Origin of the sequence: Clostridium sp., from assembly GCF_032552055.1 — a bacterium.
In the GTDB taxonomy this organism is placed as follows: Bacteria; Bacillota; Clostridia; order Clostridiales; family Clostridiaceae; genus Clostridium.
On sequence record NZ_JAWGSV010000017.1, the window covers coordinates 1 to 23398 of the forward strand.

Here is a 23398-nt window from a genome sequence, read left to right on the forward strand (position 1 = left end):
CCGCTATAGCAGGATTGAATTCCCAGTCTAGGCTTTAATCTGTAGAGCCTGCCTATGCAAGTGGTGTTGATGGCAAGGTCCCATACGACGTAAGTGCATGAACCTCGTCAGGTCCGGAAGGAAGCAGCGATAAGTGATTACTGCGTGTGATATGGATAAATCTTGTCAGAGCTAACTACATAGTAACGTCTATAGATTACTGTCGAAGCTGGGTGCACGGTTTTAATTTTTAGGCCTTTCTAAGAAGAAGGGTTTTTTTAATGCAAATATGTAATTAATAATTAATTATTTATTTATAGGTTACTCTTCAATAGGATTAACATACAATAGGACAAAGAAAGCGAGGGCATTCCGTAAGGAATACCCTCGTTTTCTATTTTCTTATTAAATTTATAAAATCAAAATTTAAATTATCTTTTTCATTAATTAAAATTTCAGATTTATAATCAGTTATCCAATCGTTAAGATCGATACTTGGGAATTTTGTATCACCATCAAAATCTTTATAAATTCTAGTTAAGTATAACTTCTTTGAATTAGGTAAAAGAGTTTTATATATCTCTCCGCCGCCAATAACAAAGGCTTCTTCAGTAGAATTTTCAAATCTAGTAATGATAGAATCTATATCATTAACTACTTCTACATCAGGTGAATCAACTTTAAAGCTTTTATCTCTTGTAATTACAATATGATGTCTATTAGGTAATACCTTAGGTAAAGATTCAAAGGTCTTTCTACCCATTATAATAGTATTACCTGATGTAATGGACTTAAATCTTTTTAGATCTTCGGATATATGCCATAAAAGCTTATTATCTCCGCCAATAACATCATTAGAAGCTTTGGCAACTATAATAGATAACATTACACACTTACCTCCATTTTAATTGGGTCATGGTGTTTATAATCTATTAATTTAACATCATCAGCTGTGAAGTCATAGAAATTCGTTATTTCTGGATTTATCCAAAGCTTTGGTGCATCAAAATCTTCATTTTCTCTAGTTAATTGAAGTTTCATTCCTTCAACTTGATTTTCATAAATATGTGCATTATTAATCACGTGAGTAAATAATCCAGGTTTAAGATTAGTTACTTGGGCTATTAAATGAACTAATACAGCATATTGACTTGTGTTAAATGGAACTCCTAATGGCATGTCCCCACTGCGCTGGATTAACATGCAATTTAAGTAACCATCTGTTACGTCCCATAAAGTTTGATAGCAACAAGGTTGTAATGTCATTTCTGGTAGGTCTTCTATATTCCACATAGACATAATCATTCTTCTGTCTTGAGGATTATTTTTTAAGGACTCAATAAGTTTATCTACTTGGTTAAACTTTGCAATTTGGTATCCATAAGCCTTACCTATTGTATTATTCTCATCTACCCATTCATCCCAGATATGGACATTTTGTTCTTGAAGTTTAGTTACATCATTTGATTGATCTCTATATATCCATAGCATTTCCTTTATAGCAGTTTTAAATGCAACTTTTTTAGTAGTTAGTATAGGGAATTCCTTTTGTAAATTAAACTGCATAATTTGATGGGGTAGTTTGTATGTAGGCATCCCAGTTCTGTTATTATCATAATAACCATTATCTAAGATATCTTTAACTATAGATAAGTATTTCTTATCATATAAACTCAAGTTATATCACTCCTTACTAGTATTTAAATTTATTGTACTATAAAACTTAATAAGTATAAATGATATTAGGATAAGTTTGAATTTTTGAATATTGGTATATAGGGCTGAATCATAGGATAAGAATAGTAAACTAAATGATGAATAATATTATAGGTGATATATGGGATGTTTAACAAATAACAGTCAAATAAGCACTTGTAAATATTTGTGAAATAATATATGCTTAAAATAGATTGTTTTGGAAGAAGGGAGAAATAGACTATGAAATTTCCTGTAAGAAAGATAAAATATGAAGTTTTATCTAGTAGTTCACAGTCAAAAACATGCATGTTTTTTGAAAATTGGATTACTATGCCCTTTTTTAGGGGAAATTTGAGAAAATCTATTTCTTAAGTTGCAATATAGTAACTCCAATTAGGCCTAGATTAATTATCTTAGGTCTTTTATTATGCTCAAAAATAATTATAGAAAATTGGAGTTGATTCAAATGAATAAAATAAAAAAGAATATAAAAAATGATTATTTATATAGATTTCTTTCATCCTTTGATATAACATCTGCTATTTGGGTATTGTATTTAGGGTATAAGGGAATGAATTTAGCGCAAATAGGTTTGCTTGAAGGAATATTTCATATTACTGGTTTTATTTCAGAAATACCAACTGGAGCATTAGCCGATTTATTTGGTAGAAGAAAAATAATGATAATTGGTAGAATAACATCATTAATATCAGCAATAATAATGCTATTTTCAAATTCCTTTCTTGGATTTGCCATTGGTTTTATATTATCAGCTTGGGGATATAATTTGAATTCAGGATCTGAGGAAGCCTTAATATACGATACACTTAAAACATTAAAAAGAGAAGATGAGTATTTAAAGATTAATGGTAGGTTAAATTTAATAATAGAAATTTCACAGGGGTTAGCAGTATTTATAGGTGGACTTTTATCTCAAATAGATTTTTCTATAAGTTATATTACTGCAATTGTTATTGGTGTATTTTCTTTAACTGTATCTTTTAATTTTACTGAAGTTGATATAAGGGAAACTCATGAAGAAAGAGTAACTGTGATAAATCATTTTAAAACCTCAATAAATATATTGAAAAATAATAGGAAACTTTTAAATATATTAATGTACTTTCCTTTAATTTATACTTTTTCAGCAATAATATATTTTTATGGTCAACAATTCTTAAGTGATTCAGGTTACTCAAGGGTAAGTATTTCAATAATATTTTTATTTAATGGAATACTTTCATCTTTAGGAGCAATTTTAAGTGAGAAGATATATAAGAAGTTTAAATCAAAAGGATGGATTTCTATATCTATGTTAATCAGTTTGCTGATAGTATTAATGGGTTATTCAAGTAAAGAAACAACAATATTGATTTTTGTATCTATAGGATTTCTAACTTCTATACTTCAACCTATTAGTAGTAAATTAATAAATTCTAGTGTTGAATCCAAACAAAGAGCAACTATAATTTCAGTAGAGAGTATGTTTTACTCATTAATGATGATATTATTATTCCCTTTATGTGGATATATAGGAGATATTATTTCCTTGGAAATATCTTTTAAGCTAATTGGAGTTATAGGTTTAGTAATTACTATTGTTGAATTTTTAGTTATAAAGAAGAATAGCATAAAGTAATTTTGAAGAAACTCAAGTTATCTTGGGTTTCTTTTAAATTTATTAAGTTCTAACTTTTATTTCTTCATTAATTTTAATCTTTAGTCTATAATATAAATAAATGATAAAAATAAGGAATGATATTATGGGATATACAGCTTTATATAGAGAATGGAGACCACAAAACTTTTATGATATTGTTGGTCAAGAACATATAACAACAACTGTTAAAAATCAAATACTAAATGATAGAATAGCTCATGCTTATCTTTTCTGTGGTACTAGAGGAACTGGTAAAACAACTACAGCTAAGGTTTTCGCTAAGGCTTTAAACTGTCTTGATTTACATGATGGAGAACCTTGTAACAAGTGTGAAATGTGTAAGAAGATAGATGAAGGTCTAGCAATAGATGTTACAGAGTTAGATGCAGCTTCTAATAATGGTATTGATAAAATTAGAGATATAATAGATGATGTTAAGTATCCACCTCAAGAAGGTAGATATAAAGTATATATAATGGACGAAGTTCACATGTTATCAACAGGTGCTGTTAATGCCTTCTTAAAAACATTAGAAGAACCACCTAAGAATGTAATATTTATATTAGCAACAACAGATCCACAAAAGTTACCTATTACTATTCTTTCAAGATGTCAAAGATTTGACTTTAAAAGGATAAACAATAATGAAATAATAGGTAGACTTAGAAAGATAGTAGATGATCAAAATGCAATAGCAGATGACAAGAGTTTAAGCTTAATTGCAAGAGTTTCTGATGGGGCGATGAGAGATGCCTTAAGTATATTAGATCAAGCTATTTCTATGGGAAATGGTGCAGTAGAATATGATATTCTTATTAATATGCTAGGCCTTGTAACTAATGATCACTTATTTGCATTAACTAATGCAGTTAATCAAAGAAATGTAGAAAAGTCTATAGGAATTATAGATGAGGTAGTTTATGCAGGTAAGGATATATATCTTTTTATAAAAGATCTTATAAGTCATTATAGAAATATTCTTATGGCTAAGGTTACTAATAATCCTGAAGATGTATTAGATATGTCTGAAGAAAACATAACTTTAATTAAGGAACAAGGCAGTAAGCTAAGAGCTGAAGAAGTTATGAGATATATAAGAATTCTTCAAGAAGCAGAAGGTAATGCAAAGATAAGTAAGCAAGCAAGACTATACTTAGAGCTTGCAATAATAAAAATGTGTAAAATAGAATATGATACATCTAATGAGGTTATTTTAAGTAGGTTAAATAAACTTGAAGCATCCTTAAAGAATGGAAGTATAAAGGTTCAAACTGAAGCTGTAGCAGATGGAAAAGTTAAAGCAGATGCAGTTGTTAAAGAAATAAAGAAGGAAGTAAGAAGGGAAGTTATTCACCATACTTCTGGTAATGATTCCTCTAAGGTATCCTTAAATGATATTCAAAAATCTTGGAAGGATATATTAGAAAGAATTAAAGGTAGAAGAGCGATGATTGTTTATGCATCTTTAATTACTGGAAAGCCTGTAGATTGCAGTAAGGGAATTCTAACTATAGAATATGAAGAACAATATAAGTTTAATAAGGATAGGTTGGAAAAACCTGAATACAGAGCATTACTTCAAGAAATTCTTGCAGAGATTTTTAGAGAAGATATTAAGATAGTTTTCACAGTAGAAGAAGGAAATGATGAAGAAAAGTCTACTGCAGATATGCTTCTTGAAACTTTAGGTTCTGATATGGTAGATATATTGGATGAGTAAATCATATAAAGTGATTCTTAGAAGGACTAATCCAGGAACGTAGCAGTGCTTAGCTCCCACTTATAGAATATAGGAGTGTTAGCAATGGTAGTGATCGGATAAAATAAGCTTTAATTAAGTATAATAAAAAAGAAATTAATAATGTTATAAATATAGTAAAATCAAAGAAAATACTATATAATTAAAAATAGATTTTTATGATAAGGAGGATGTTTTTATGGCAAGAGGAGGATTCCCAGGTGGATTTGGGGGAGGAAACATGAACAACCTAATGAAGCAAGCTCAAAAGCTTCAAAAGGAAATGGAGCAAATGCAAAAGGACCTAGAAACTAAAGAATATGAGGTTTCAGTAGGTGGCGGAGCTGTAGTTGTAAAAGCAAATGGAAAGAAAGAATTACTTTCTATTAACATAAAACCTGAAGTTGTAGATGCAGATGATGTGGAAATGTTAGAAGATTTAGTTCTTAGTGCAGTTAATGAAGCATTAAGAAAGTCTGAAGAAGAAAGTGCAGAAAAAATGGGTAAATTAACTGGTGGAATGAATATACCAGGATTATTCTAGTGTTATATATTATGTTTAATATAGTTCCATAAAAAGGCGAAGTTACTTCGCCTTTTTATATATTTAATTAACAGAAAGGGTGATTATATGGATTTTTATCCAGTAGCTATAGAAAAACTTATTGAAGAGTTTGCAAAGTTGCCAAGTATTGGGCAAAAAACAGCTCAAAGGCTTGCTTTACACGTTTTAAATCTTCCAGCTGATGAAGTTAGAGAATTTGCAGATGCTTTAGTTAAAGCTAGAGGAACAATAAAATATTGTTCAATATGTGGAAACTTCACAGATTCAGATCCATGTGCAATATGTGCTAATCCTAACAGGGATAAGGATGTTATTTGTGTTGTAGAACAACCTAAGGACATAATGACTATGGAAAAAGTAAAAGAATTTAATGGTACATATCATGTGCTTCATGGAAACTTATCTCCAATGCAAGGAAGAGGTCCACAAGATATAAGAATTAGAGAATTAGTTGCAAGAATGAGTGCAGATGTAAAGGAAGTTATTATTGCAACTAATCCTAATATCGAAGGTGAAGCTACAGCAATGTATATTTCAAGAATTTTAAAACCATTAGATATTAGGGTAACTAGAATAGCATCAGGAATTCCTGTTGGTGGAGACTTAGAGTATGCTGATGAAGTAACTTTATCTAAGGCCCTTGAAGGGAGAAAAGAAATATAAGTAAAGGGTGAATATATGAGTAAATTATTAAAATTTCTATTTAGTAGAATGGTAATTGTAGGATTACTAATACTTATTCAAGTGGGCATATTAGTTTTTACTATTTGGACCTTATCTGAATCCTTTGTTTATTTATATGTATTATTCACTGTTATTAGCATAGTGGTTGTAATATATATAATGAGTAAAAAAGATAATCCGTCTTTTAAACTAGCATGGACAATACCTGTATCCTTAGTACCTGTTTTTGGAGGATTGTTCTATTTAATTTTTGGATTAAGAAGAACAACAAAAAGGTTTAGAGGGAGAATAAATAAGATTTATACAGAAGGGGCTAAATACTTAGAACAAAATCTTGAAGTATTTAAGGAAATTGAAGAGGAAGACAAATCAATTTCTAATCAAGTAAAATATTTAAATAAGTATGCAGCAGCGCCAATATACAAAAATACCTACACTAAATACTTATCACCTGGAGAAGAATTTTTTGAAGAACTAAAAAAAGAGCTTAAGAAAGCTAAGAAGTATATATTTATGGAGTACTTTATAATCCGAGAAGGAAAGATGTGGGATAGCATTCTTGAAATTCTTGAAGAAAAAGTAAAAGAAGGGGTAGATGTTAGGATTATATATGATGATATGGGATGCCTTAGAACATTACCTTATAAGTATTATGAAAAACTAAAGAAAATGGGAATTAAGTGCTTAGTATTTAACCCATTTGTACCATTTTTATCAGTTATTATGAATCATAGAGATCATAGAAAAATAACTGTGATAGATGGACATACAGCCTTTACTGGAGGTATAAATTTAGCTGATGAGTATATAAATGAAGTAGTTAGATTTGGACATTGGAAAGATGCTTCTATTATATTAAAAGGTGAAGCAGTATGGAATCTTACTATGATGTTCTTACAAGCTTGGGAGTTTAACTGTGGAGAAAAAGAAGATTATAATAAATATAAGCCACATGTTAATTACGAAGGACATTTTAAGGATGATGGATATGTTCAGCCATATGGTGATAGTCCATTAGATGACGAAACTGTAGGAGAATATGTTTATTTAAATATTATAAATAAAGCTAAAGATTACATTTATATAAATACTCCTTATTTAATAGTAGATAATGAGCTAGTAACTGCATTAACCTTAGCATCAAAAAGTGGAGTTAAGGTAATAATAGTTACGCCTCATATAGAAGATAAGTGGTATGTACACTTAGTTACTAGAGCTTACTATGCTCAATTAATTGAAGCAGGCATTAAGATATATGAATATACTCCTGGATTTATACACTCAAAAACATTTGTATCAGATGATAAGATAGGAGTAGTTGGTTCTATTAATATGGATTATAGAAGTCTTTATTTACATTTTGAATGTGGAGTATTTTTATATAAGACTAAATCAGTAATGGAAATCAAGAAAGACTTTTTAGAAACATTAGATCAGTGTCAATTAATGACTTTAGAAGATTGTTACAATGAAAAGTGGTATAAGAAATTATTAGCAGCAGTAATTAGAGTTTTTGCACCTTTATTGTAGGGAATACAGATTTATTAAATAGTGTTAAGTGCATATAGAATATTGGTTAAAAGTTTTTTCCTTCTGAATAATTATCCTAAAAATGGATAGTACTTTAATATACAATATTTAGGAGGGGAAATAATGAATAAAAATATAATTTTAGATCTAATACTAAGAAATACAGAGAAAAGTAAAAAAGAGTATAGTGAAGAGGATATAGCTCTATTAAATAATATTAAAGAAACTATTTCAGAAATGGAAGTAGCTAGAGCTTTATTTGATTATGTAAGTGATCCTAAATTAGTTGAATTAGCCATATATGCTGAAGATACAGCAAGAACAAGATATGATTATTTAATAAGTGTTGCAAAGAGGCGTGAATTAAGAATGATAGAATAATATGTTATACTAAAGAATAAAATAGACTGGAGGGGATGTTATGGATGTTAATTTAATAATATATGGATTGATAGGACTGGTATTATTATATTTAGTTATTAAGCTTTTAAAATGGCCATTAAAAATATTAATAAATGGTGTAATTGGAATAGTATTATTATACTTAGCTAATGTTCTAGGTTCATACTTTGGTTTTGCCATAGCAATAAATTGGGTTACTGCATTAATAGCAGGATTTTTAGGTGTACCAGGAGTGATTTTTCTGGTTATATTTCAAATGTTTCTATAGAGTATTAAGAGCTGCCCAAGGGCAGCTCAATTTATAATTAATAATGAAGAGTTATTTATGTAATTCCTTAGAATTACTAAAAATAATTTAGCTTTGAAAACTCCTAAGGGAGTTTTTTTTATCATATATATTAAAGATTATCTAAATAAGGAGTATTAGATTTTAAGATTTAAGGATTAGATATAATTAATGTAAAGAAAAAGCTGTTGTATAATGAATATTCATTTTCAACAGCATTAGTCTATATAGATGGGAGTTAGAAGTTTTATACCAAAAAAGTTAAAAGCTTCTTATATAAACAAAATATGAGAAAAGTATAAAATGGTTACTAATAATTAATTGAAATATGGTAAAATATTTTTATTAAAGTAACATTATATTATGCAAAAGAAGGAGAAGTGTATTATGCCAGCTGGAAACGGAGTTAATTGTAAATATTGTCCTTATTATAAGAAAAGTTGTAATGGAGATGATAAAAGTTGTTTATGTTATAAGTGTCCAAGGCATCTAGGACAATGTATGTGTGTTAAATATTGCAGAGAGACAGAATCTGTTTTAATTTTTGATGAGGAATATAAATAAGGAGGATTAGAAATGAAGAATAAAGGAAAAAAGTTTTTACAAGAGTTTAAAGAATTTGCTATGAAGGGGAATATACTAGACTTAGCAATTGGGGTAGTTATGGGGGGAGCTTTCAATAAGATAGTTTCTTCATTAGTTGAGCATATAATAATGCCTTTAGTAGGAATACTAATAGGTGGAGTTGAATTTAAAGATTTAGTTTATAAATTTGATACCAGCCTAGTAGGCGGAGGTATAGTTACTTTAGAGTATGGGATATTTATTCAGAATGTAGTTGACTTCTTAATAATAGCACTTTCTATATTTATATTTATAAAGGTATTAGCTAAAATAAATAGAAATAAAGAAGAGGAAGTTAAGGAAGAATCACCAGCTGAAGCTGAATTAACTGCTGAACAAGTACTATTAACAGAGATAAGAGATATATTAAAAGATAGTAAAAAGCAAGAAGATGTAGAAGTTTAGTTACTATAACACAATAAAAAAATATTTGGGGCTATGAATATGTACATTAATGGTGAAATATTTGTAGAATTTTGAATATTATTTCAAAAGTTTTAACAAAGTAGTTGTTAATGATATGAAAAAGTAGTAAAATTAACAATAAAATAAGCAATTAATAAGCAATAAAAAAATATTAAATGGGGGAGAAACAAGATGCACAAAAAGCTATTTATTCCGGGGCCAGTTGAAGTAAGACCTGATGTCTTAGAGCAACTATCAAGGCCTATGATAGGTCATAGAAGCAAGGATGCTTCAGTGCTTCAAAGAAGAATAAGTGATAACTTAAGAAAAGTCTTCTTTACTGAAAGCGAAATATTATTATCTACCACTTCAGGTAGTGGACTTATGGAGGGGGCTATTAGATCTTGTACAGCCAAAAAAGCAGCTGTATTTTCCGTTGGGGCATTCGGAAAAAGATGGTATGAAATGGCTATATCTAATAACGTTCCTGCAGATTTATTTGAAGTAGAATTAGGACAAGCTATAACACCAGAAATGGTTGATAAAGAATTAGCAACAGGACAATATGACTTAGTTGCAGTAACTCATAATGAAACATCTACAGGAGTAATGAATCCTATTAAAGAAATAGGTGAAGTAGTTAAGAAATATCCTGAGATTGTATTTATAGTTGATACAGTAAGTTCAGCAGCAGGTACTAAGATTGAAGTAGACAATTGGGGAATTGATGTATGTATAACTTCATCACAAAAGGCATTAGGATTGCCTCCAGGACTTGCAATATGTACTTTCTCTAACAAAGCAAAAGAAAGAGCTGAGAAAGTAAAAAATAGAGGATTCTATTTAGATCTACTATCTTTATATAATTTTATTCAAAAGAAGGACTACCAATATCCTTCAACACCATCTATTCCACATATGTATGCATTAGATTATCAACTAGACTATATTCTTAATAAGGAAGGTTTAGAAAATAGGTTTGCAAGACATATTGAATTAGCTGAAGTTGTAAGAGCTTGGGGGAGAAAGTACTTTGAATTATTACCAGAAGATAAATATTTATCAAATACTGTGACAACAGTTAAGAATACTAGAAATATAGATGTTGCTGCATTAAATAAAGAATTAGGAGAAAGAGGTTTCCAAATTTCTAACGGATACGGTAGCTTAAAAGGAAAGACATTTAGAATTGCTCATATGGCTGACTGTCAAATGGAAGATATTCAAGAACTATTAAGCAATATTAATGATATTTTAGGCTTAGAATAGTATAACTAAAGTTTAGTATTACTAGTTTAAGAGGTTTGGACAATGATATAAAAATAAGAGTTTAGACTAAGGTCTAAACTCTTATTAGCATAGAAAATATAATGATTTTTTTAAAATAGGGGGCAAAAAAATGTATAGAATATTAGCAAGTGATGGCTTACAAGAAAAGGCCATTAATAATTTAATAGAGTTAGGTTTTGAAGTTGAAAATAAGCACTATGATAAAGAGGTTTTAGGAGAAGTTCTTAAAGATTTTGATGCTTTAGTAGTTAGATCAGCAACTAAGGTTACTAAGGAAGTTATTGAAGCTACTAAGGGTGGAAAGTTAAAGTTAGTAGTTAGAGCAGGTGTTGGTATAGATAATATTGATGTAGCTGCAGTTAAAGAAGCTGGAATAGAAGTAAGAAACACTCCAAATGCAAGTTCAGATTCAGTTGCAGAACTAGCTTTAGCTCATATGTTTGCAGTTGCAAGATTTGTAGGCACTTCTAACTACACTATGAGAAATGGTGAATGGAATAAAAAGAAATATGAAGGCGTTGAAATTGGTGGTAAAACTCTTGGAATTATAGGAATGGGTAGAATAGGAAGAGCTTTAGCTAATAAGGCTACTGCTTTAGGAATGACTGTAGTTTACAATGATATGTTTGGGAAACAAGATGATTTAGTTTATGATTTCTTAGATCTTAATGATTTATTAAAGGTATCTGATTTTATTTCTCTTCATGTACCATATGATAAGAATGCTGGTGCGTTAATTGGACAAGAACAATTAAACATAATGAAGGATGGATCATATATTATTAACTGTGCAAGAGGTAAGGTAGTAGATGAAGCAGCTTTACTTGAAGCTTTAAATAGTGGAAAGATTGCAGGGGCAGGAATAGATGTATTCGAAATTGAACCTAACACTAATGAAACTTTAGTAAATCATCCAAGAGTAAGTTGTACACCTCATATTGGGGCATCAACTCTTGAAGCGCAAGATAGAATTGGTGATGAAGTAGTTTCAGTAATAAAGAATTTTTTAAAGTAAGCTACAGATAAACAGGAGGAATATAGATGGCAACAATTAGACCTTTTAAAGGTATAAGACCCATTGAGGAATTAGCTTCAAAGATTGCAGCACTTCCTTATGATGTTATGAATAGCGAAGAAGCAAGGGAAATGGTAGAGGGTAATCCATATTCATTTCTTCATATAGATAGAGCGGAAATAGATCTAGATCCTTCTATAGATGTGCATGATAAAAAGGTATATGAGAAAGCTAGAGAAAATCTTGATAAAATGATTGTAGAAAAACAATTTATCCAAGATGAAAAACCATGTTTATATATTTATAGGCAAATAATGAATGGCAGAGCTCAAACTGGATTAGTATTTTGTGCATCAATAGATGATTATATAAACAATGCAATAAAGAAACATGAGTTTACAAGAGCGGATAAAGAACAAGACAGAATAAATCATGTTAATTATTGTGATGCTAATACAGGTCCAATTTTCTTAACTTATAGAGAAGATGAAGTAACTTCTGAAGTTATTAAACAATGGTCCAGAGAAGGAACTAAGAGAAAACCTGTATATGATTTTGTTTCAGAAGATGGAATAGGACATCAAGTATGGGTAATAGATAATGAATTAATAGTAAAAGAAATCGTAGCACTATTTGGAGAAATAGAAAACCTATATATTGCAGATGGTCATCATAGATCAGCTTCAGCAGTTAAGGTTGGACTTATGAGAAGAGAAGAAAATCCTAACTATACAGGAGAGGAGGAGTTCAACTATTTCTTAGCAGTTGCATTCCCTGATAATGACCTTATGGTTATGGATTATAATAGAGTAGTTAAGGACTTAAATGGACTTACTGAAGAAGAATTCTTAAATAAGGTAAGTGAAAAGTTTATAATTTCAGAAAGAGATGAACAAGTGAAGCCTACTGATAAGCATACTTTTGGTATGTATTTAGAAAATAAGTGGTATTTACTTGAAGCTAAGGAAGGAAGCTATAATGCTGAAGATCCGATAAATAGCTTAGATGTTGCGATATTGCAAAACAATGTCTTAACACCTATTTTAGGAATTGAAGATGTTAGAACATCAGATAGAATAGATTTTATAGGTGGAATTAGAGGGATAAAAGAGCTTGAAAGAAGAGTTCATAAGGATATGAAGGTTGCGTTTTCAATGTATGCAACAGAAGTTAGTGATATAATGAGCGTTGCTGATACAAATCAAGTTATGCCACCAAAATCTACTTGGTTTGAACCAAAGCTTAGAAGTGGGCTATTTATTCATAAGCTTAAATAGATAAATTAAAAATAAATGATTTTAGAGAGTAAGATTTAATGATTATAGGTTTCATGGCATATTAATCATAAAATCTTACTCTTATTTATTTTTAAGAAATTTATACATAAGTGAATTAAATTTACCTTTTATGGGATAATTAAGATATATAAGTTGTAATAAAGTTTTTACATTTTATTAAATTAGTTCAGATGAAAAATGTTTCAGTTAAGTAAATACAAAATCAACTTATATAAAAATTAAAAGATATATATGCTTTCAATTAATGTAATTTACATTTTAAAATTATTTTTCACTCAAAATGATATAGGCACTTAAAATGTATATTATTTATTGAAACATATATATATATTTTGAAAGGATGTGTTTAAAAATGTCAGTAAATAATGCAATGACAGTAGATTTTTTATGTTCAGCTTATGGTGGAGAGAGTATGGCTCATATGAGATATACTATTTGGGCAAATGCTGCTGAAAAGGAAAAGTTTCCTAATATAGCTAGACTATTTAGGGGGATAGCTTATGCAGAGTGGTGCCATGCTAACAATCATTTTAATGCTTTGAATAAGCCGATTGAAGATAAGACTGTAACTGCAGGGGCAGTATTTGGTCATACTAATACAGTTGAAAATCTTCAAGGTGCTATCGATGGTGAATTACATGAAATTGATCAAATGTATCCAGTTTACTTAGAAGCAGCTAAGTTTCAAAATGAGAAGGATGCGCAAAGAACATTCCATTATGCTTTAGAGGCAGAAAAAATACATGCAAAATTATTTAAAGAAGCTCAAGATAAAGCTAAAAAAGGTGAAGATATAGGTAATGAAACTATTTATATCTGTCCAATATGTGGCTTTACTGAAATAGGAGATCAAGTAGATAAATGTCCAGTTTGTGGTGTTAGTAAAGATAAGTTTAAAGCTTTTTAACCTACATTTTAAAAAAATTTCATAAAATAAGAATTGGTCTTTTCTTGAGAAAACAGTAAAATACATATTATCTTACATTAGATTCGGATCTTGGTAGTTCGTATGTAAGATAATATGTATTTCTTATTATAGTCTTTATTACAACTTACGTATTATGTTTTTTAATAATATAGTTGAGTTTCTAACAGCTATAGGAATGAATTTTTCATAATCCATATGAGCTCCATTATTAGCATTATCAGAAATAGATCTAATAACTACAAAAGGAATATTGTTTAAATAACAAACCTGAGCAATACTAGCTCCTTCCATTTCACAAGCCATAGCATTAAATTCTTTTTCAAACCATTGAATTTTTTCAACGCTTGATATAAATTGATCACCAGAAATTATTCTGCCAGAGAAAGTGTTAATTTCTTTTATTTCTTCACAAGCTTCTAAAGATGCTTTAACTAAAGCTTCATCACATTTAAAGTCAAATGTATCTAATCTAGGTATTTGACCATGTGGATCTCCGAAAACTGTTGTATCCATATCATGTTGAACTAAGTTAGTTCCTACAACTACATCTCCTGGATAGATATCTTTACCTATTCCGCCAGCAACTCCAACATTTATTATAGAAGTTACATTGAACTCAGATATTAAGATTTGTGAGCAAACGGCAGCATTAACCTTACCTATCCCACATACTACAGCTATAATATCTTTATTATCTAAAGTTCCCTTGTAAAAAGTCATATTTGCTTTTTTAGTTTCTTCATTTATAGTCATATCCTTTAGAAGAAGATCTAATTCTTCTTGCATAGCACTTACAATACCTAAAATCATAAATTGTCCTCCTTAATGTTTATGTATTAAAACATAATCTTTTAATATAGTACCATATTATTTAACTCATTTAAATATAATATAAGTTTACGCTATTTGTTAAATTTAGAAGATTTGAAAGAAAAATATTGTTGTTTAAAGCTTTATAATAGTCTAAAATAAGATATATTATATTTATATATTTTATAAGGTAGATAAAAAGGAGAGAAACATAAATGATACAACATCCATTATCTAGAACAGAATTACTTATAGGGAATGATGGACTAGGAAAGCTAAAGAATGCTAAAGTTATGGTTTTTGGTGTTGGTGGTGTAGGAAGCTTTGCTGTAGAAGCTTTAACTAGAGCTGGAGTTGGAACTTTAATATTAGTAGATGATGATACAGTATGCCTAACTAATTTAAATAGACAAATACATGCAACATATCAAACTGTAAGTAAAGTAAAGGTAGAAGTAATGAAGGAAAGAATACTCTCTATTAATAGAAAGTGTAATGTTATTACTCATCAAATATTTGTAACGCCAGAGAACTTAAGTGAATTAATACCTGATGATGTTGATTACGTAATAGATGCTATAGATACAGTATCTGCAAAAATTGCATTAGCTGAGTATTGCTATGAAAAAGGAATTAATGTAATAGCATCAATGGGTACTGGAAACAAATTAGATCCTACTCAATTTAAGGTTGCAGACATATATGACACTAAGGTTTGTCCACTTGCTAAGGTTATGAGATATGAGCTTAGAAAAAGAGGAGTAAAGAAATTAAAAGTTGTTTATTCAGAAGAAAAACCAAGAAAGCCTAGAGAAGAAGATGTAGTAACTTGTAAAACTGGCTGTATTTGTACAGGTGGAACTAAGAAATGTGCATCTAAGAGACAAATACCTGGAAGTATATCTTTTGTACCTCCAGTAGCTGGAATGATATTAGGTGGAGAAGTAGTTAAATCTATTTTAGAAATTGAAGAATAGTTGCTACTCATAATTAATAATTTATAATGAATGATTTGTAATTAATTAATGTAGAATTGAAGAAAAAATCCTATAGGAGTTTTAGAGAATAATAATTAAATGAGCTGCCTTTATAGACAGCTCATTTTTTTTAGATTTTTTCTAAGACAGAATGTTCAACTCTATAGCCTTTTGGAGATACTCCAGAAACTTTTCTAAACATTTGACTAAAGTAAGAAGAGTTAGAGAATCCAACAATTGAGGCTATATCTCTTATTGAATAATTAGTAGTTGCAAGTAGATTTTTTGCTTCTTGTATTCTTCTAGTTATTACATAATTAATAGGAGATACTCCTATTTCTTTTGTGAAAGTATGAACTAAATGGAATTTGTTCATATATGATAGGTCTGATAAAAAATCTAAAGTTATATTTTGTGAGTAGTGTGCATCAATATAGTTTTTAATTTTCATGCATTCTAGATTTAATTTTTCTTGAGATTCTTCTATGAATAGGGAGGATGTAGTGTTACGAATAATGTGTGTTATAAATAGAATTAATATGCTTTTACAGGCTAGTTCATAATTAAAGGCTTTATTTTCAATTTCTAATATTAATCGATCAAAATAATCTAATATTACATCTTTGTCTCTAAAGCAATTCTTAATTATATATTGTTTAATTTGCCTATCATTATCAATTAAGCTATATGACTCAGGAAAATTTAGCAATAGGTTGTCCACTCCAAGGACTGTATATTCCAATGGAACATCTGAAAGAGAAGACTTTTCAGTATGTAAGCAATTTGGATTGATTATGATAAGATCCCATTTGTTTACCTTAACTATCTTATCATCTAGTAAAAAGGTACCTTGACCATTAGTAATAAAGAATATTTCAGTAAAAGGATGAAAGTGAGCAGTGCTATGCCAATCGTTTTCAAATTTTGATTTACTAATATAGAGAAGCTCATAATTAGGATCAGCATTATTTTTATCAATCAAATACCGTGTATTACCCATTTTATACCTCCAATAAAAACCAATTAAATATATTATACCACAAGATATATAAAAATATAACTTGTTGCTGATAGCAACTTTACACAAAAATAAAGCAACAATATTATTGTGTAAAAGATTACAAAAGGATAAAATAAATGTAAAGACATAGAGAGAATATGAGGGGAGCGTCGATAAGGATGCGTAAAAAAAGTACTGTAAACAAGGTGTTTATTGGGTTTTCCGTTATTCCTGCACTTATACTGTTCACCGTATTTATGGTCATTCCAACTATAAATGTATTTTGGATGTCACTATTTAAATGGGGTGGATTATCAAACAACAAGAAATTTGTAGGATTTGACAATTTTGCTATATTGCTAAAAGACACCAATTTTATTAAAGCATTTCAAAACACAATATTTTTATTAGTAATAGTAACTATAATAACTATGGTTCTAGCAATAACATCAGCTGCTGTATTAACTAGAAAGGATACAAAGTTTAAAAACTTCTTTAGAGTAGTTTTTTATTTTCCTAACATATTATCAGTAGTTGTAATATCTGCTATATTCTCAGCAATTTTAGATCCTGAGAAAGGAATAGTGAATTCCTCATTAGGTGCATTGGGATTGGACAACCTAAAGAGGATGTGGCTTGGAGATCAAAAGATTGTAATATGGTGTATAGCCTTTGCAATGATATGGCAAGCTGTAGGATATTACATGGTTATGTACATGGCAAGTATGAGTAGTATTCCAGATAGTTTATATGAAGCTGCAGACTTAGAAGGAGCTTCAAAGTTTCAACAATTTTTCCAAATAACATTACCTTTAGTATGGAACGTTATTAGAACAACATTAACTTTCTTTATAATAAGTACCATAAATTTGAGTTTCTTATTTGTAAAGGTTATGACTGCAGGAGGCCCAGACGGTTCTTCAGAAGTATTTTTAAGTTACATGTACAAGCAAGCTTATTCTAATTCATCCTATGGATATGGAATGGCTATTGGAGTAGTAATATTTATATTCTCATTTGGTTTATCTTTATTTGTTAGTAAAGCAACTAAAAGAGATGTAATTGAATTTTAAGGGGGGGATTAATATGGAGAAGTCAAACAAAAAGATATCAACAGAAAAACTTGTAAAAATATTTACTTATTTATGTTTAGGTATATTTGCTCTTAGTATATTAATTCCTTTAGGATGGGCAATCCTAGCATCATTTAAACATAAATCAGAATTCTATGGAAATCCATGGGCATTACCTCAAGGATTTTATTTTGAAAACTTCAAAAAGGCTTTTGTGGAAGCTAACATGGGAGAATATTTTATAAATTCCATTATAGTAACTGGACTAGCTTTAATAATATTATTAGTTGTTTCTATACCAGCAGCTTATGTATTATCAAGATTTGAATTTAAAACTAAAAAGTTCTTAAACTTATTATTTTCAGCTGGATTATTTATAAATGTTAACTATATTGTAGTTCCAATATTTTTATTAGTTCTAGATGGAGAGAAGTATATTAGAAGAATTTTTGAACTTCCAGCTAGTATGACTGTATTTTTAGATAGTAGGATAGTTTTAAGTATTATATATGCTGCAACAGCATTACCATTTACTATACATCTTCTTACAACATTCTTTAAATCATTACCTAAGGCTTATGAGGAAGCCGCTTATGTAGATGGATGTAGTAATTTAAAAACATTAATTCATATAATAATGCCTATGGCAAAGCCAAGTATAATTACAGTTATATTATTTAATTTTCTTGGATTCTGGAATGAATATATAATTGCTTTAACACTATTGCCAAATAAGGCAAAGACATTACCTCTTGGATTAATAAACTTAATGCAAGTACAAAAAACAGCAACAGATTATGGTGCATTATATGCAGGACTAGTAATCGTTATGATACCAACAATGATTTTATATATATTAGTACAAAAGAAATTAACAGAAGGTATGACCGTAGGTGGTATTAAGGAATAATAAGGAGGACAAAAATGAATAAGGGTAGAATTACAATTCCAACTGATGATAACTTTATTAAAGAAACGATGGAGATAGCGGAAAAGTGGGGAGCAGATGCTATAAGAGACTGTGATGGGTTTAAGCTTCCTAAAAACATAAAGGATTTAGCTAGAAAGGTTTATTCAACATATTTTGTTGCTCGTGGAGATAATGAGTGGGCAGAAAAGAATCCTGAAGAATTACAACAAACTTACTTAATGTCAAAACATCATTTAGCTGAAAGTGAAACTTTAGTTATTGATATAATGCAAGGATATTTTAAGGAACAAGTTAAGCCAGATAGTTACCACGATGTAAAGGAATTCTGGGAAGTAATAGATAGAACAACAGGTGAAGTAGTATCTCTAGATAGTTGGAGTTATAATGAAGAAACTCAAGAAGTGACTATTAATAATGTTACTCCTTGGCATGAATATACAGTTTCATTTTTAGCATATTGCATATGGGATCCAACACAAATGTATAATCATATTACAAATAATTGGGGAGACAAGCCTCATGAAATGCCATTTGATGCAAGACAGCCTAAAACTAACAAATATATTTTTGAAGCTATGCATAAATGGTTAGATGAGAATCCAGATGCTGATGTGGTAAGATTTACAACTTTCTTCTATCATTTTACATTAGTTTTCAATGATAGAGCAAAAGAAAAGTATGTTGATTGGTTTGGTTATAGTTCTAGTGTAAGCGCAGATGGGTTAAGGGAATTTGAAAAGGTTAAAGGGTATAAATTAAGACCAGAAGATATAATAGATCAAGGATACTATAATAGTTCTTTCAGAGTTCCAAGTAAAACTTATTTAGATTATATGGACTTTACCCAAAAATTTGTATCTGAAAATGTTAAGAAGTTAGTAGATATAACTCATGAACATGGTAGAGAAGCTATGATGTTCTTGGGGGATAACTGGATAGGTACAGAACCTTATGGAAAATATTTTGAAGGCATTGGACTTGATGCAGTAGTTGGTTCAGTAGGTGGAGGAGCAACATTAAGAATGATTGCTGATATCCCAGGTGTTAAATACACTGAAGGAAGATTTTTACCTTACTTCTTCCCAGATACATTCCATGAAGGAAATGACCCAACTATAGAAGCAAGAGAAAATTGGTTAACAGCTAGACGTGCTATAATGAGAAAACCTGTTGATAGAATAGGTTACGGTGGATACTTATCATTAGCATATAAGTTCCCTAAGTTTGTAGATTATATAGAGGGAGTTTGTGATGAATTCAGAGAAATATATGATACAATTGATGGAAATAAGCCTTATTGTGGATTAAAAGTAGCAATATTAAATTGCTGGGGTAAATTAAGAACTTGGCAAACTCATATGGTTGCACATGCATTATGGTATAAACAAATATATTCATATTTAGGAGTTATAGAAGCTTTAAGTGGTATGAGCTTAGATGTTTCATTTATAAACTTTGAGGATATTAAGAATGAGGATACTCTTAAGGATATAGATGTAATAATTAATGCAGGGGATGCTGGTACTGCCTTTAGTGGTGGAGAAAATTGGTTAGATGAAGAAGTTACATCAATTATAAGAGAGTGGATTTACAATGGTGGTGGATTTGTAGGAATTGGTGAACCATCAGCAGCTTTAAGTGGAGGTCATTTCTTCCAATTAGCTAATGCACTAGGTGTTGATAAAGAATTAGGCTTCTCATTAAGTACAGATAAGTATTTTAAAGAAGAAGTATCTTCTCACTTTATTACAGAAGATGTATTTGAAGATATAGATTTTGGAGAAGGTCAAAAGAATATATACTCATTAAGTGAAAATACAGAAATAATTAAGTATGAAAATGGCGACTTACTTATGTCTGCTAACACATATGGAAAAGGACGTGCGGTATATATAGCAGGATTGCCTTATTCAATACAAAATACTAGAATATTAAATAGAGCTTGCTTCTATGCAGCAAATAAAGAAAGTGAAATGAAAAAATGGTATGCAGATAACTCATATTGTGAAGTGTCAGCTTATATAGAATCAAAGAGATATGCAGTTATTAATAACTCTAATGAAAAGCAAGTGACAAAAGTTTATGATGGTGAAGGTAACTTTATAGAAGTTGAACTTAAGCCAACTGAAATAAGATGGATGGATATAAAATAATATTTTCACTAAAACCCTAGGGGGGATTGAGATGTTAAAAAAAATTGTTATGTTTATTGCGTTTATTATATTTATATTTCTAGTTGTTAAAGGTAATTCAATTGTTGGGTATTCAGGTTTGGCAATGATGATCATAGGGCTTATTGGCGTAGTTTCTGAGCTATATATCTACAATAAGAAATTTCAATAGAATTTTATTGTCCAAATAGTTAGCAACATAGATATAATATTCAGCAAAAATATTATATTAACAACGTTTACAAAGATGTAAAATTAACTTATAAACATTATGGTATTTAAATGAGTTTTAAAAGGGAGGAATAAAAATGAAAAAAAGGACATTGGCTTTGATATTAAGTTCACTTATGGCCCTAACTACTTTAACAGGCTGTGGAAGTAATGGGGACGGTAAGGATACTGATAGTGGAGCTGCAGAAAACAAAGTATTAAAGGTAGCTGCGTTCCAAGGTGGATATGGGAAAGCTTATTGGGAAAAACTAAAAGAAGGCTTCGAAAAGCAACATGAGGGAGTAACTGTAGAATTAACAGTTGAATCTAATATAGAAGAAGTTATTCGTCCACAAATACAAGCTGGAAATGTTCCGGATTTTATATACTTAGCTACTGGTAGACCAGATGCATTAACAGAAACATTGATTAAGGAAGAAGGATTACATGATTTATCAAAGGTACTAGATACAAAGGTACCTGGTGAAGATGTAACAGTTAAGGAAAAGTTACTTCCAGGATTTATAGATAGTTATGCGACTAATCCATATGGAGATGGAAAATCTTATTTATTACCATTATTCTATAGCCCAACAGGATTATTCTATAATAAGGGATTATTTGAAGAAAAAGGGTACGAGCTTCCAACTACTTGGGATGAAATGTTTGCTTTAGGAGATAAAGCAAAAGCTGACGGTATATCATTATGGGCATATCCAACTGCAGGATACTTAGACTGTATGATACCACCAATGTTAGCAGCTGCTGGTGGTGAAAAAGCATTTGATGATGCAATGAATTATGCTGAAGGTGTTTGGACATCTGATGCTGCTAATAAAACTTTTGAGACTTTTGGAAAACTTAAAGATTACTTAGAGCCAACAGTTGTAGCTAATGCTAATAACCAAGGTTTTAAGAATAACCAACAATTAGTTTTAGATAATAAAGTATTATTTAGCCCTAATGGTACTTGGTTACCAGAAGAAATGAAGGATGCTCCAAGAGCAGAAGGATTTGAATGGGGATTCATGCCTTATCCAGCATTTGAAAAGGGTGGAGATCAATATTCAGTAAGCTTTATTGAACAAATGTATATTCCTAAGGATGCAGAAAATGTAGAATTAGCAGAAGAATTTATGGCATACCTTTACAGTGATGAAGCAGTTAAGATAATAGCACAAGATGCTAAGGGTGTAGTTCCAGTAGCTGGATCTATGGAAATAGCAGCTGAATTCTTAGATCCATTACAAGTAGAACTTTTAAAGATGTATGATAATGGTGCAAAAGCTTTAATCGGAGTATTTGCAGCAACTGAACCAGTAGAAGGTTTAACTTATTCTGACGTTTATGCTGGAACTATTGATTCAGTTATGAATGGAAGTAAAACTGTTCAAGAATGGCAAACATCATTACAAGAAGCTACTGACAAAATGAGAGCTAGTATCATAGCTAACTAGTAATTAATAAAAATATAGCAGATATATAATAAAAACTCAGCAAATTGAACTTATCAATATCTAAATGATATAGAAGGATTCAATAGCTGAGTTTTTTATTATAGCTTTATATTACAGTTTTATATGGCAATAGCCATTAGGATTTTTCTTTAGATATTTTTGATGATATTCCTCTGCTTTATAGTAATTTATTAATGGGGTAATTTCAGTGACAATTTTCTTATCATAATTCTTTTGGTTTTCTTCCTTACTTTTAAGGATAGTTGGAAGATCTGCTTCGCTTATATAGTATATTCCAGTTCTATATTGACTACCAACATCAGGTCCTTGTCTATTTAAAACTGTTGGATCTACAATTGACCAGTATTCTTTAAGTAAAGTTTCTAAAGAGACCTTGCTATCATCATATTCAACTTTACATACTTCAGCAAAGTAAGTATTTTTATAACAAACATCTTCGTAGGTTGGATTTTCAGTCCTCCCGTTAGCATATCCAACTTCAGTATTTATAACTCCTGGAATTCTAGATAAGAATTCTTCTACTCCCCAGAAGCATCCTCCAGCTAAAACTATTTTATTCATTGCAATTCACTCCTTTTAATGTAAATATTTAAATATATTATACATCTAAAAAGATAATTATCTAAAAATATTATTTATTTTAAAG

At 29.8% G+C, this 23398-nt stretch carries 24 protein-coding genes and 1 other RNA gene; 20 read left to right on the plus strand and 5 right to left on the minus strand.

All coding sequences use genetic code 11. From position 1 onward, the window contains the following. Positions 1-220, plus strand: an RNA gene (ffs, locus tag E6248_RS02635) — signal recognition particle sRNA large type; the annotation flags it as partial. 153 nt (positions 221-373) lie between these two features. Here ffs and E6248_RS02640 read toward each other — a convergent pair. Together E6248_RS02640 and E6248_RS02645 are read right to left on the minus strand one after the other, a co-directional pair. Beyond that, the gene (locus E6248_RS02640; protein ID WP_316339271.1) at positions 374-865 is read right to left on the minus strand and encodes a dihydrofolate reductase; all 492 of its coding nucleotides are present in this window, start codon (positions 863-865) and stop codon (positions 374-376) included. Continuing rightward, positions 865-1656 carry a thymidylate synthase gene (locus E6248_RS02645; RefSeq protein ID WP_316339272.1) on the minus strand — a complete coding sequence of 264 codons (792 nt, stop codon included), beginning with the start codon at positions 1654-1656 and terminating at the stop codon, positions 865-867. Before E6248_RS02645 ends, E6248_RS02640 begins: the two co-directional genes overlap by 1 nt. A gap of 487 nt (positions 1657-2143) precedes the next feature. Here E6248_RS02645 and E6248_RS02650 point away from each other — a divergent pair, with 487 nt between their 5' ends. From E6248_RS02650 to E6248_RS02710, 13 genes are all read left to right on the plus strand, one after another. After that, positions 2144-3316: an MFS transporter gene (locus tag E6248_RS02650; protein WP_316339273.1), complete on the plus strand. Its 1173-nt coding sequence runs from the start codon at positions 2144-2146 to the stop codon at positions 3314-3316. A gap of 124 nt (positions 3317-3440) precedes the next feature. Continuing rightward, a complete protein-coding gene (dnaX, locus tag E6248_RS02655) occupies positions 3441-5057 on the plus strand; it encodes a DNA polymerase III subunit gamma/tau (protein WP_316339274.1) in 1617 nt (538 codons plus the stop codon). A gap of 217 nt (positions 5058-5274) precedes the next feature. After that, positions 5275-5619, plus strand: coding sequence for a YbaB/EbfC family nucleoid-associated protein (locus E6248_RS02660; protein ID WP_136007460.1), 345 nt, complete (start codon positions 5275-5277; stop codon positions 5617-5619). An 87-nt stretch (positions 5620-5706) separates the two neighbouring features. Further along, the gene (recR, locus tag E6248_RS02665; RefSeq protein ID WP_316339275.1) at positions 5707-6303 is read left to right on the plus strand and encodes a recombination mediator RecR; all 597 of its coding nucleotides are present in this window, start codon (positions 5707-5709) and stop codon (positions 6301-6303) included. Positions 6304-6318: 15 nt separating this feature from the next. Beyond that, positions 6319-7854, plus strand: coding sequence for a cardiolipin synthase (gene cls, locus E6248_RS02670; RefSeq protein WP_316339276.1), 1536 nt, complete (start codon positions 6319-6321; stop codon positions 7852-7854). A gap of 123 nt (positions 7855-7977) precedes the next feature. After that, a complete protein-coding gene (locus E6248_RS02675; RefSeq protein ID WP_316339277.1) occupies positions 7978-8235 on the plus strand; it encodes a DUF2508 family protein in 258 nt (85 codons plus the stop codon). 40 nt (positions 8236-8275) lie between these two features. After that, on the plus strand, positions 8276-8524 hold the full coding sequence (locus E6248_RS02680; protein WP_136007464.1) for a pro-sigmaK processing inhibitor BofA family protein: 249 nt from the start codon (positions 8276-8278) through the stop codon (positions 8522-8524). Between the two features lie 405 nt (positions 8525-8929). Continuing rightward, on the plus strand, positions 8930-9106 hold the full coding sequence (locus E6248_RS02685; RefSeq protein ID WP_316339279.1) for a hypothetical protein: 177 nt from the start codon (positions 8930-8932) through the stop codon (positions 9104-9106). A 12-nt stretch (positions 9107-9118) separates the two neighbouring features. Further along, the gene (gene mscL / locus E6248_RS02690; protein ID WP_316339280.1) at positions 9119-9571 is read left to right on the plus strand and encodes a large-conductance mechanosensitive channel protein MscL; all 453 of its coding nucleotides are present in this window, start codon (positions 9119-9121) and stop codon (positions 9569-9571) included. Between the two features lie 192 nt (positions 9572-9763). Further along, positions 9764-10840, plus strand: coding sequence for an alanine--glyoxylate aminotransferase family protein (locus tag E6248_RS02695; protein ID WP_316339281.1), 1077 nt, complete (start codon positions 9764-9766; stop codon positions 10838-10840). 130 nt (positions 10841-10970) lie between these two features. Then, positions 10971-11876 carry a D-2-hydroxyacid dehydrogenase gene (locus tag E6248_RS02700; protein WP_316339282.1) on the plus strand — a complete coding sequence of 302 codons (906 nt, stop codon included), beginning with the start codon at positions 10971-10973 and terminating at the stop codon, positions 11874-11876. 26 nt (positions 11877-11902) lie between these two features. Beyond that, positions 11903-13153 (plus strand): DUF1015 family protein, encoded by a 1251-nt coding sequence (locus E6248_RS02705; protein ID WP_316339283.1) that lies wholly within the window; start codon positions 11903-11905, stop codon positions 13151-13153. Between the two features lie 373 nt (positions 13154-13526). Next, positions 13527-14081, plus strand: a complete 555-nt coding sequence (locus tag E6248_RS02710) for a rubrerythrin family protein (protein ID WP_316339284.1) — start codon at positions 13527-13529, stop codon at positions 14079-14081. A 138-nt stretch (positions 14082-14219) separates the two neighbouring features. Here the strand turns inward: E6248_RS02710 and E6248_RS02715 are convergent, their stop codons facing one another. Then, positions 14220-14912, minus strand: a complete 693-nt coding sequence (locus E6248_RS02715; RefSeq protein ID WP_291669024.1) for a 5'-methylthioadenosine/adenosylhomocysteine nucleosidase — start codon at positions 14910-14912, stop codon at positions 14220-14222. 215 nt (positions 14913-15127) lie between these two features. Here E6248_RS02715 and E6248_RS02720 point away from each other — a divergent pair, with 215 nt between their 5' ends. Further along, the gene (locus E6248_RS02720) at positions 15128-15889 is read left to right on the plus strand and encodes a tRNA threonylcarbamoyladenosine dehydratase (RefSeq protein WP_316339285.1); all 762 of its coding nucleotides are present in this window, start codon (positions 15128-15130) and stop codon (positions 15887-15889) included. Positions 15890-16019: 130 nt separating this feature from the next. Here E6248_RS02720 and E6248_RS02725 read toward each other — a convergent pair whose 3' ends face one another. After that, positions 16020-16889 (minus strand): AraC family transcriptional regulator, encoded by an 870-nt coding sequence (locus E6248_RS02725; protein ID WP_316339286.1) that lies wholly within the window; start codon positions 16887-16889, stop codon positions 16020-16022. Between the two features lie 179 nt (positions 16890-17068). On the opposite strand from E6248_RS02725, the gene E6248_RS02730 reads away from it, so the two are divergent. From E6248_RS02730 to E6248_RS02750, 5 genes are all read left to right on the plus strand, one after another. Beyond that, entirely contained in the window at positions 17069-17962 is an 894-nt protein-coding gene (locus tag E6248_RS02730) for a sugar ABC transporter permease (RefSeq protein ID WP_316339287.1), read from the plus strand. Positions 17963-17975: 13 nt separating this feature from the next. Continuing rightward, positions 17976-18872 (plus strand): carbohydrate ABC transporter permease, encoded by an 897-nt coding sequence (locus tag E6248_RS02735; protein ID WP_316339288.1) that lies wholly within the window; start codon positions 17976-17978, stop codon positions 18870-18872. 14 nt (positions 18873-18886) lie between these two features. Next, a complete protein-coding gene (gene gnpA / locus E6248_RS02740) occupies positions 18887-21046 on the plus strand; it encodes a 1,3-beta-galactosyl-N-acetylhexosamine phosphorylase (RefSeq protein WP_316339289.1) in 2160 nt (719 codons plus the stop codon). Positions 21047-21077: 31 nt separating this feature from the next. After that, complete coding sequence (locus tag E6248_RS02745) at positions 21078-21236, plus strand: DUF6903 family protein (protein WP_316339290.1); 159 nt, start codon at positions 21078-21080, stop codon at positions 21234-21236. 136 nt (positions 21237-21372) lie between these two features. Continuing rightward, positions 21373-22731: a carbohydrate ABC transporter substrate-binding protein gene (locus E6248_RS02750; protein ID WP_316339291.1), complete on the plus strand. Its 1359-nt coding sequence runs from the start codon at positions 21373-21375 to the stop codon at positions 22729-22731. Positions 22732-22842: 111 nt separating this feature from the next. Here the strand turns inward: E6248_RS02750 and msrA are convergent, their stop codons facing one another. Then, positions 22843-23313: a peptide-methionine (S)-S-oxide reductase MsrA gene (gene msrA, locus E6248_RS02755; RefSeq protein WP_316339292.1), complete on the minus strand. Its 471-nt coding sequence runs from the start codon at positions 23311-23313 to the stop codon at positions 22843-22845. Positions 23314-23398: the final 85 nt, after the last annotated feature.

What these genes read in the sequence shown, in the direction of transcription:
- E6248_RS02640 (WP_316339271.1), bottom strand. Translation starts at nt 865, where the DNA reads ATGTTATCTATTATAGTTGCCAAAGCTTCTAATGATGTTATTGGCGGA.
- E6248_RS02650 (WP_316339273.1), top strand. Translation starts at nt 2,144, where the DNA reads ATGAATAAAATAAAAAAGAATATAAAAAATGATTATTTATATAGATTT.
- dnaX (WP_316339274.1), top strand. Translation starts at nt 3,441, where the DNA reads ATGGGATATACAGCTTTATATAGAGAATGGAGACCACAAAACTTTTAT.
- E6248_RS02660 (WP_136007460.1), top strand. Translation starts at nt 5,275, where the DNA reads ATGGCAAGAGGAGGATTCCCAGGTGGATTTGGGGGAGGAAACATGAAC.
- recR (WP_316339275.1), top strand. Translation starts at nt 5,707, where the DNA reads ATGGATTTTTATCCAGTAGCTATAGAAAAACTTATTGAAGAGTTTGCA.
- cls (WP_316339276.1), top strand. Translation starts at nt 6,319, where the DNA reads ATGAGTAAATTATTAAAATTTCTATTTAGTAGAATGGTAATTGTAGGA.
- E6248_RS02675 (WP_316339277.1), top strand. Translation starts at nt 7,978, where the DNA reads ATGAATAAAAATATAATTTTAGATCTAATACTAAGAAATACAGAGAAA.
- E6248_RS02680 (WP_136007464.1), top strand. Translation starts at nt 8,276, where the DNA reads ATGGATGTTAATTTAATAATATATGGATTGATAGGACTGGTATTATTA.
- E6248_RS02685 (WP_316339279.1), top strand. Translation starts at nt 8,930, where the DNA reads ATGCCAGCTGGAAACGGAGTTAATTGTAAATATTGTCCTTATTATAAG.
- mscL (WP_316339280.1), top strand. Translation starts at nt 9,119, where the DNA reads ATGAAGAATAAAGGAAAAAAGTTTTTACAAGAGTTTAAAGAATTTGCT.
- E6248_RS02695 (WP_316339281.1), top strand. Translation starts at nt 9,764, where the DNA reads ATGCACAAAAAGCTATTTATTCCGGGGCCAGTTGAAGTAAGACCTGAT.
- E6248_RS02700 (WP_316339282.1), top strand. Translation starts at nt 10,971, where the DNA reads ATGTATAGAATATTAGCAAGTGATGGCTTACAAGAAAAGGCCATTAAT.
- E6248_RS02705 (WP_316339283.1), top strand. Translation starts at nt 11,903, where the DNA reads ATGGCAACAATTAGACCTTTTAAAGGTATAAGACCCATTGAGGAATTA.
- E6248_RS02710 (WP_316339284.1), top strand. Translation starts at nt 13,527, where the DNA reads ATGTCAGTAAATAATGCAATGACAGTAGATTTTTTATGTTCAGCTTAT.
- E6248_RS02715 (WP_291669024.1), bottom strand. Translation starts at nt 14,912, where the DNA reads ATGATTTTAGGTATTGTAAGTGCTATGCAAGAAGAATTAGATCTTCTT.
- E6248_RS02720 (WP_316339285.1), top strand. Translation starts at nt 15,128, where the DNA reads ATGATACAACATCCATTATCTAGAACAGAATTACTTATAGGGAATGAT.
- E6248_RS02725 (WP_316339286.1), bottom strand. Translation starts at nt 16,889, where the DNA reads ATGGGTAATACACGGTATTTGATTGATAAAAATAATGCTGATCCTAAT.
- E6248_RS02730 (WP_316339287.1), top strand. Translation starts at nt 17,069, where the DNA reads ATGCGTAAAAAAAGTACTGTAAACAAGGTGTTTATTGGGTTTTCCGTT.
- E6248_RS02735 (WP_316339288.1), top strand. Translation starts at nt 17,976, where the DNA reads ATGGAGAAGTCAAACAAAAAGATATCAACAGAAAAACTTGTAAAAATA.
- gnpA (WP_316339289.1), top strand. Translation starts at nt 18,887, where the DNA reads ATGAATAAGGGTAGAATTACAATTCCAACTGATGATAACTTTATTAAA.
- E6248_RS02745 (WP_316339290.1), top strand. Translation starts at nt 21,078, where the DNA reads ATGTTAAAAAAAATTGTTATGTTTATTGCGTTTATTATATTTATATTT.
- E6248_RS02750 (WP_316339291.1), top strand. Translation starts at nt 21,373, where the DNA reads ATGAAAAAAAGGACATTGGCTTTGATATTAAGTTCACTTATGGCCCTA.
- msrA (WP_316339292.1), bottom strand. Translation starts at nt 23,313, where the DNA reads ATGAATAAAATAGTTTTAGCTGGAGGATGCTTCTGGGGAGTAGAAGAA.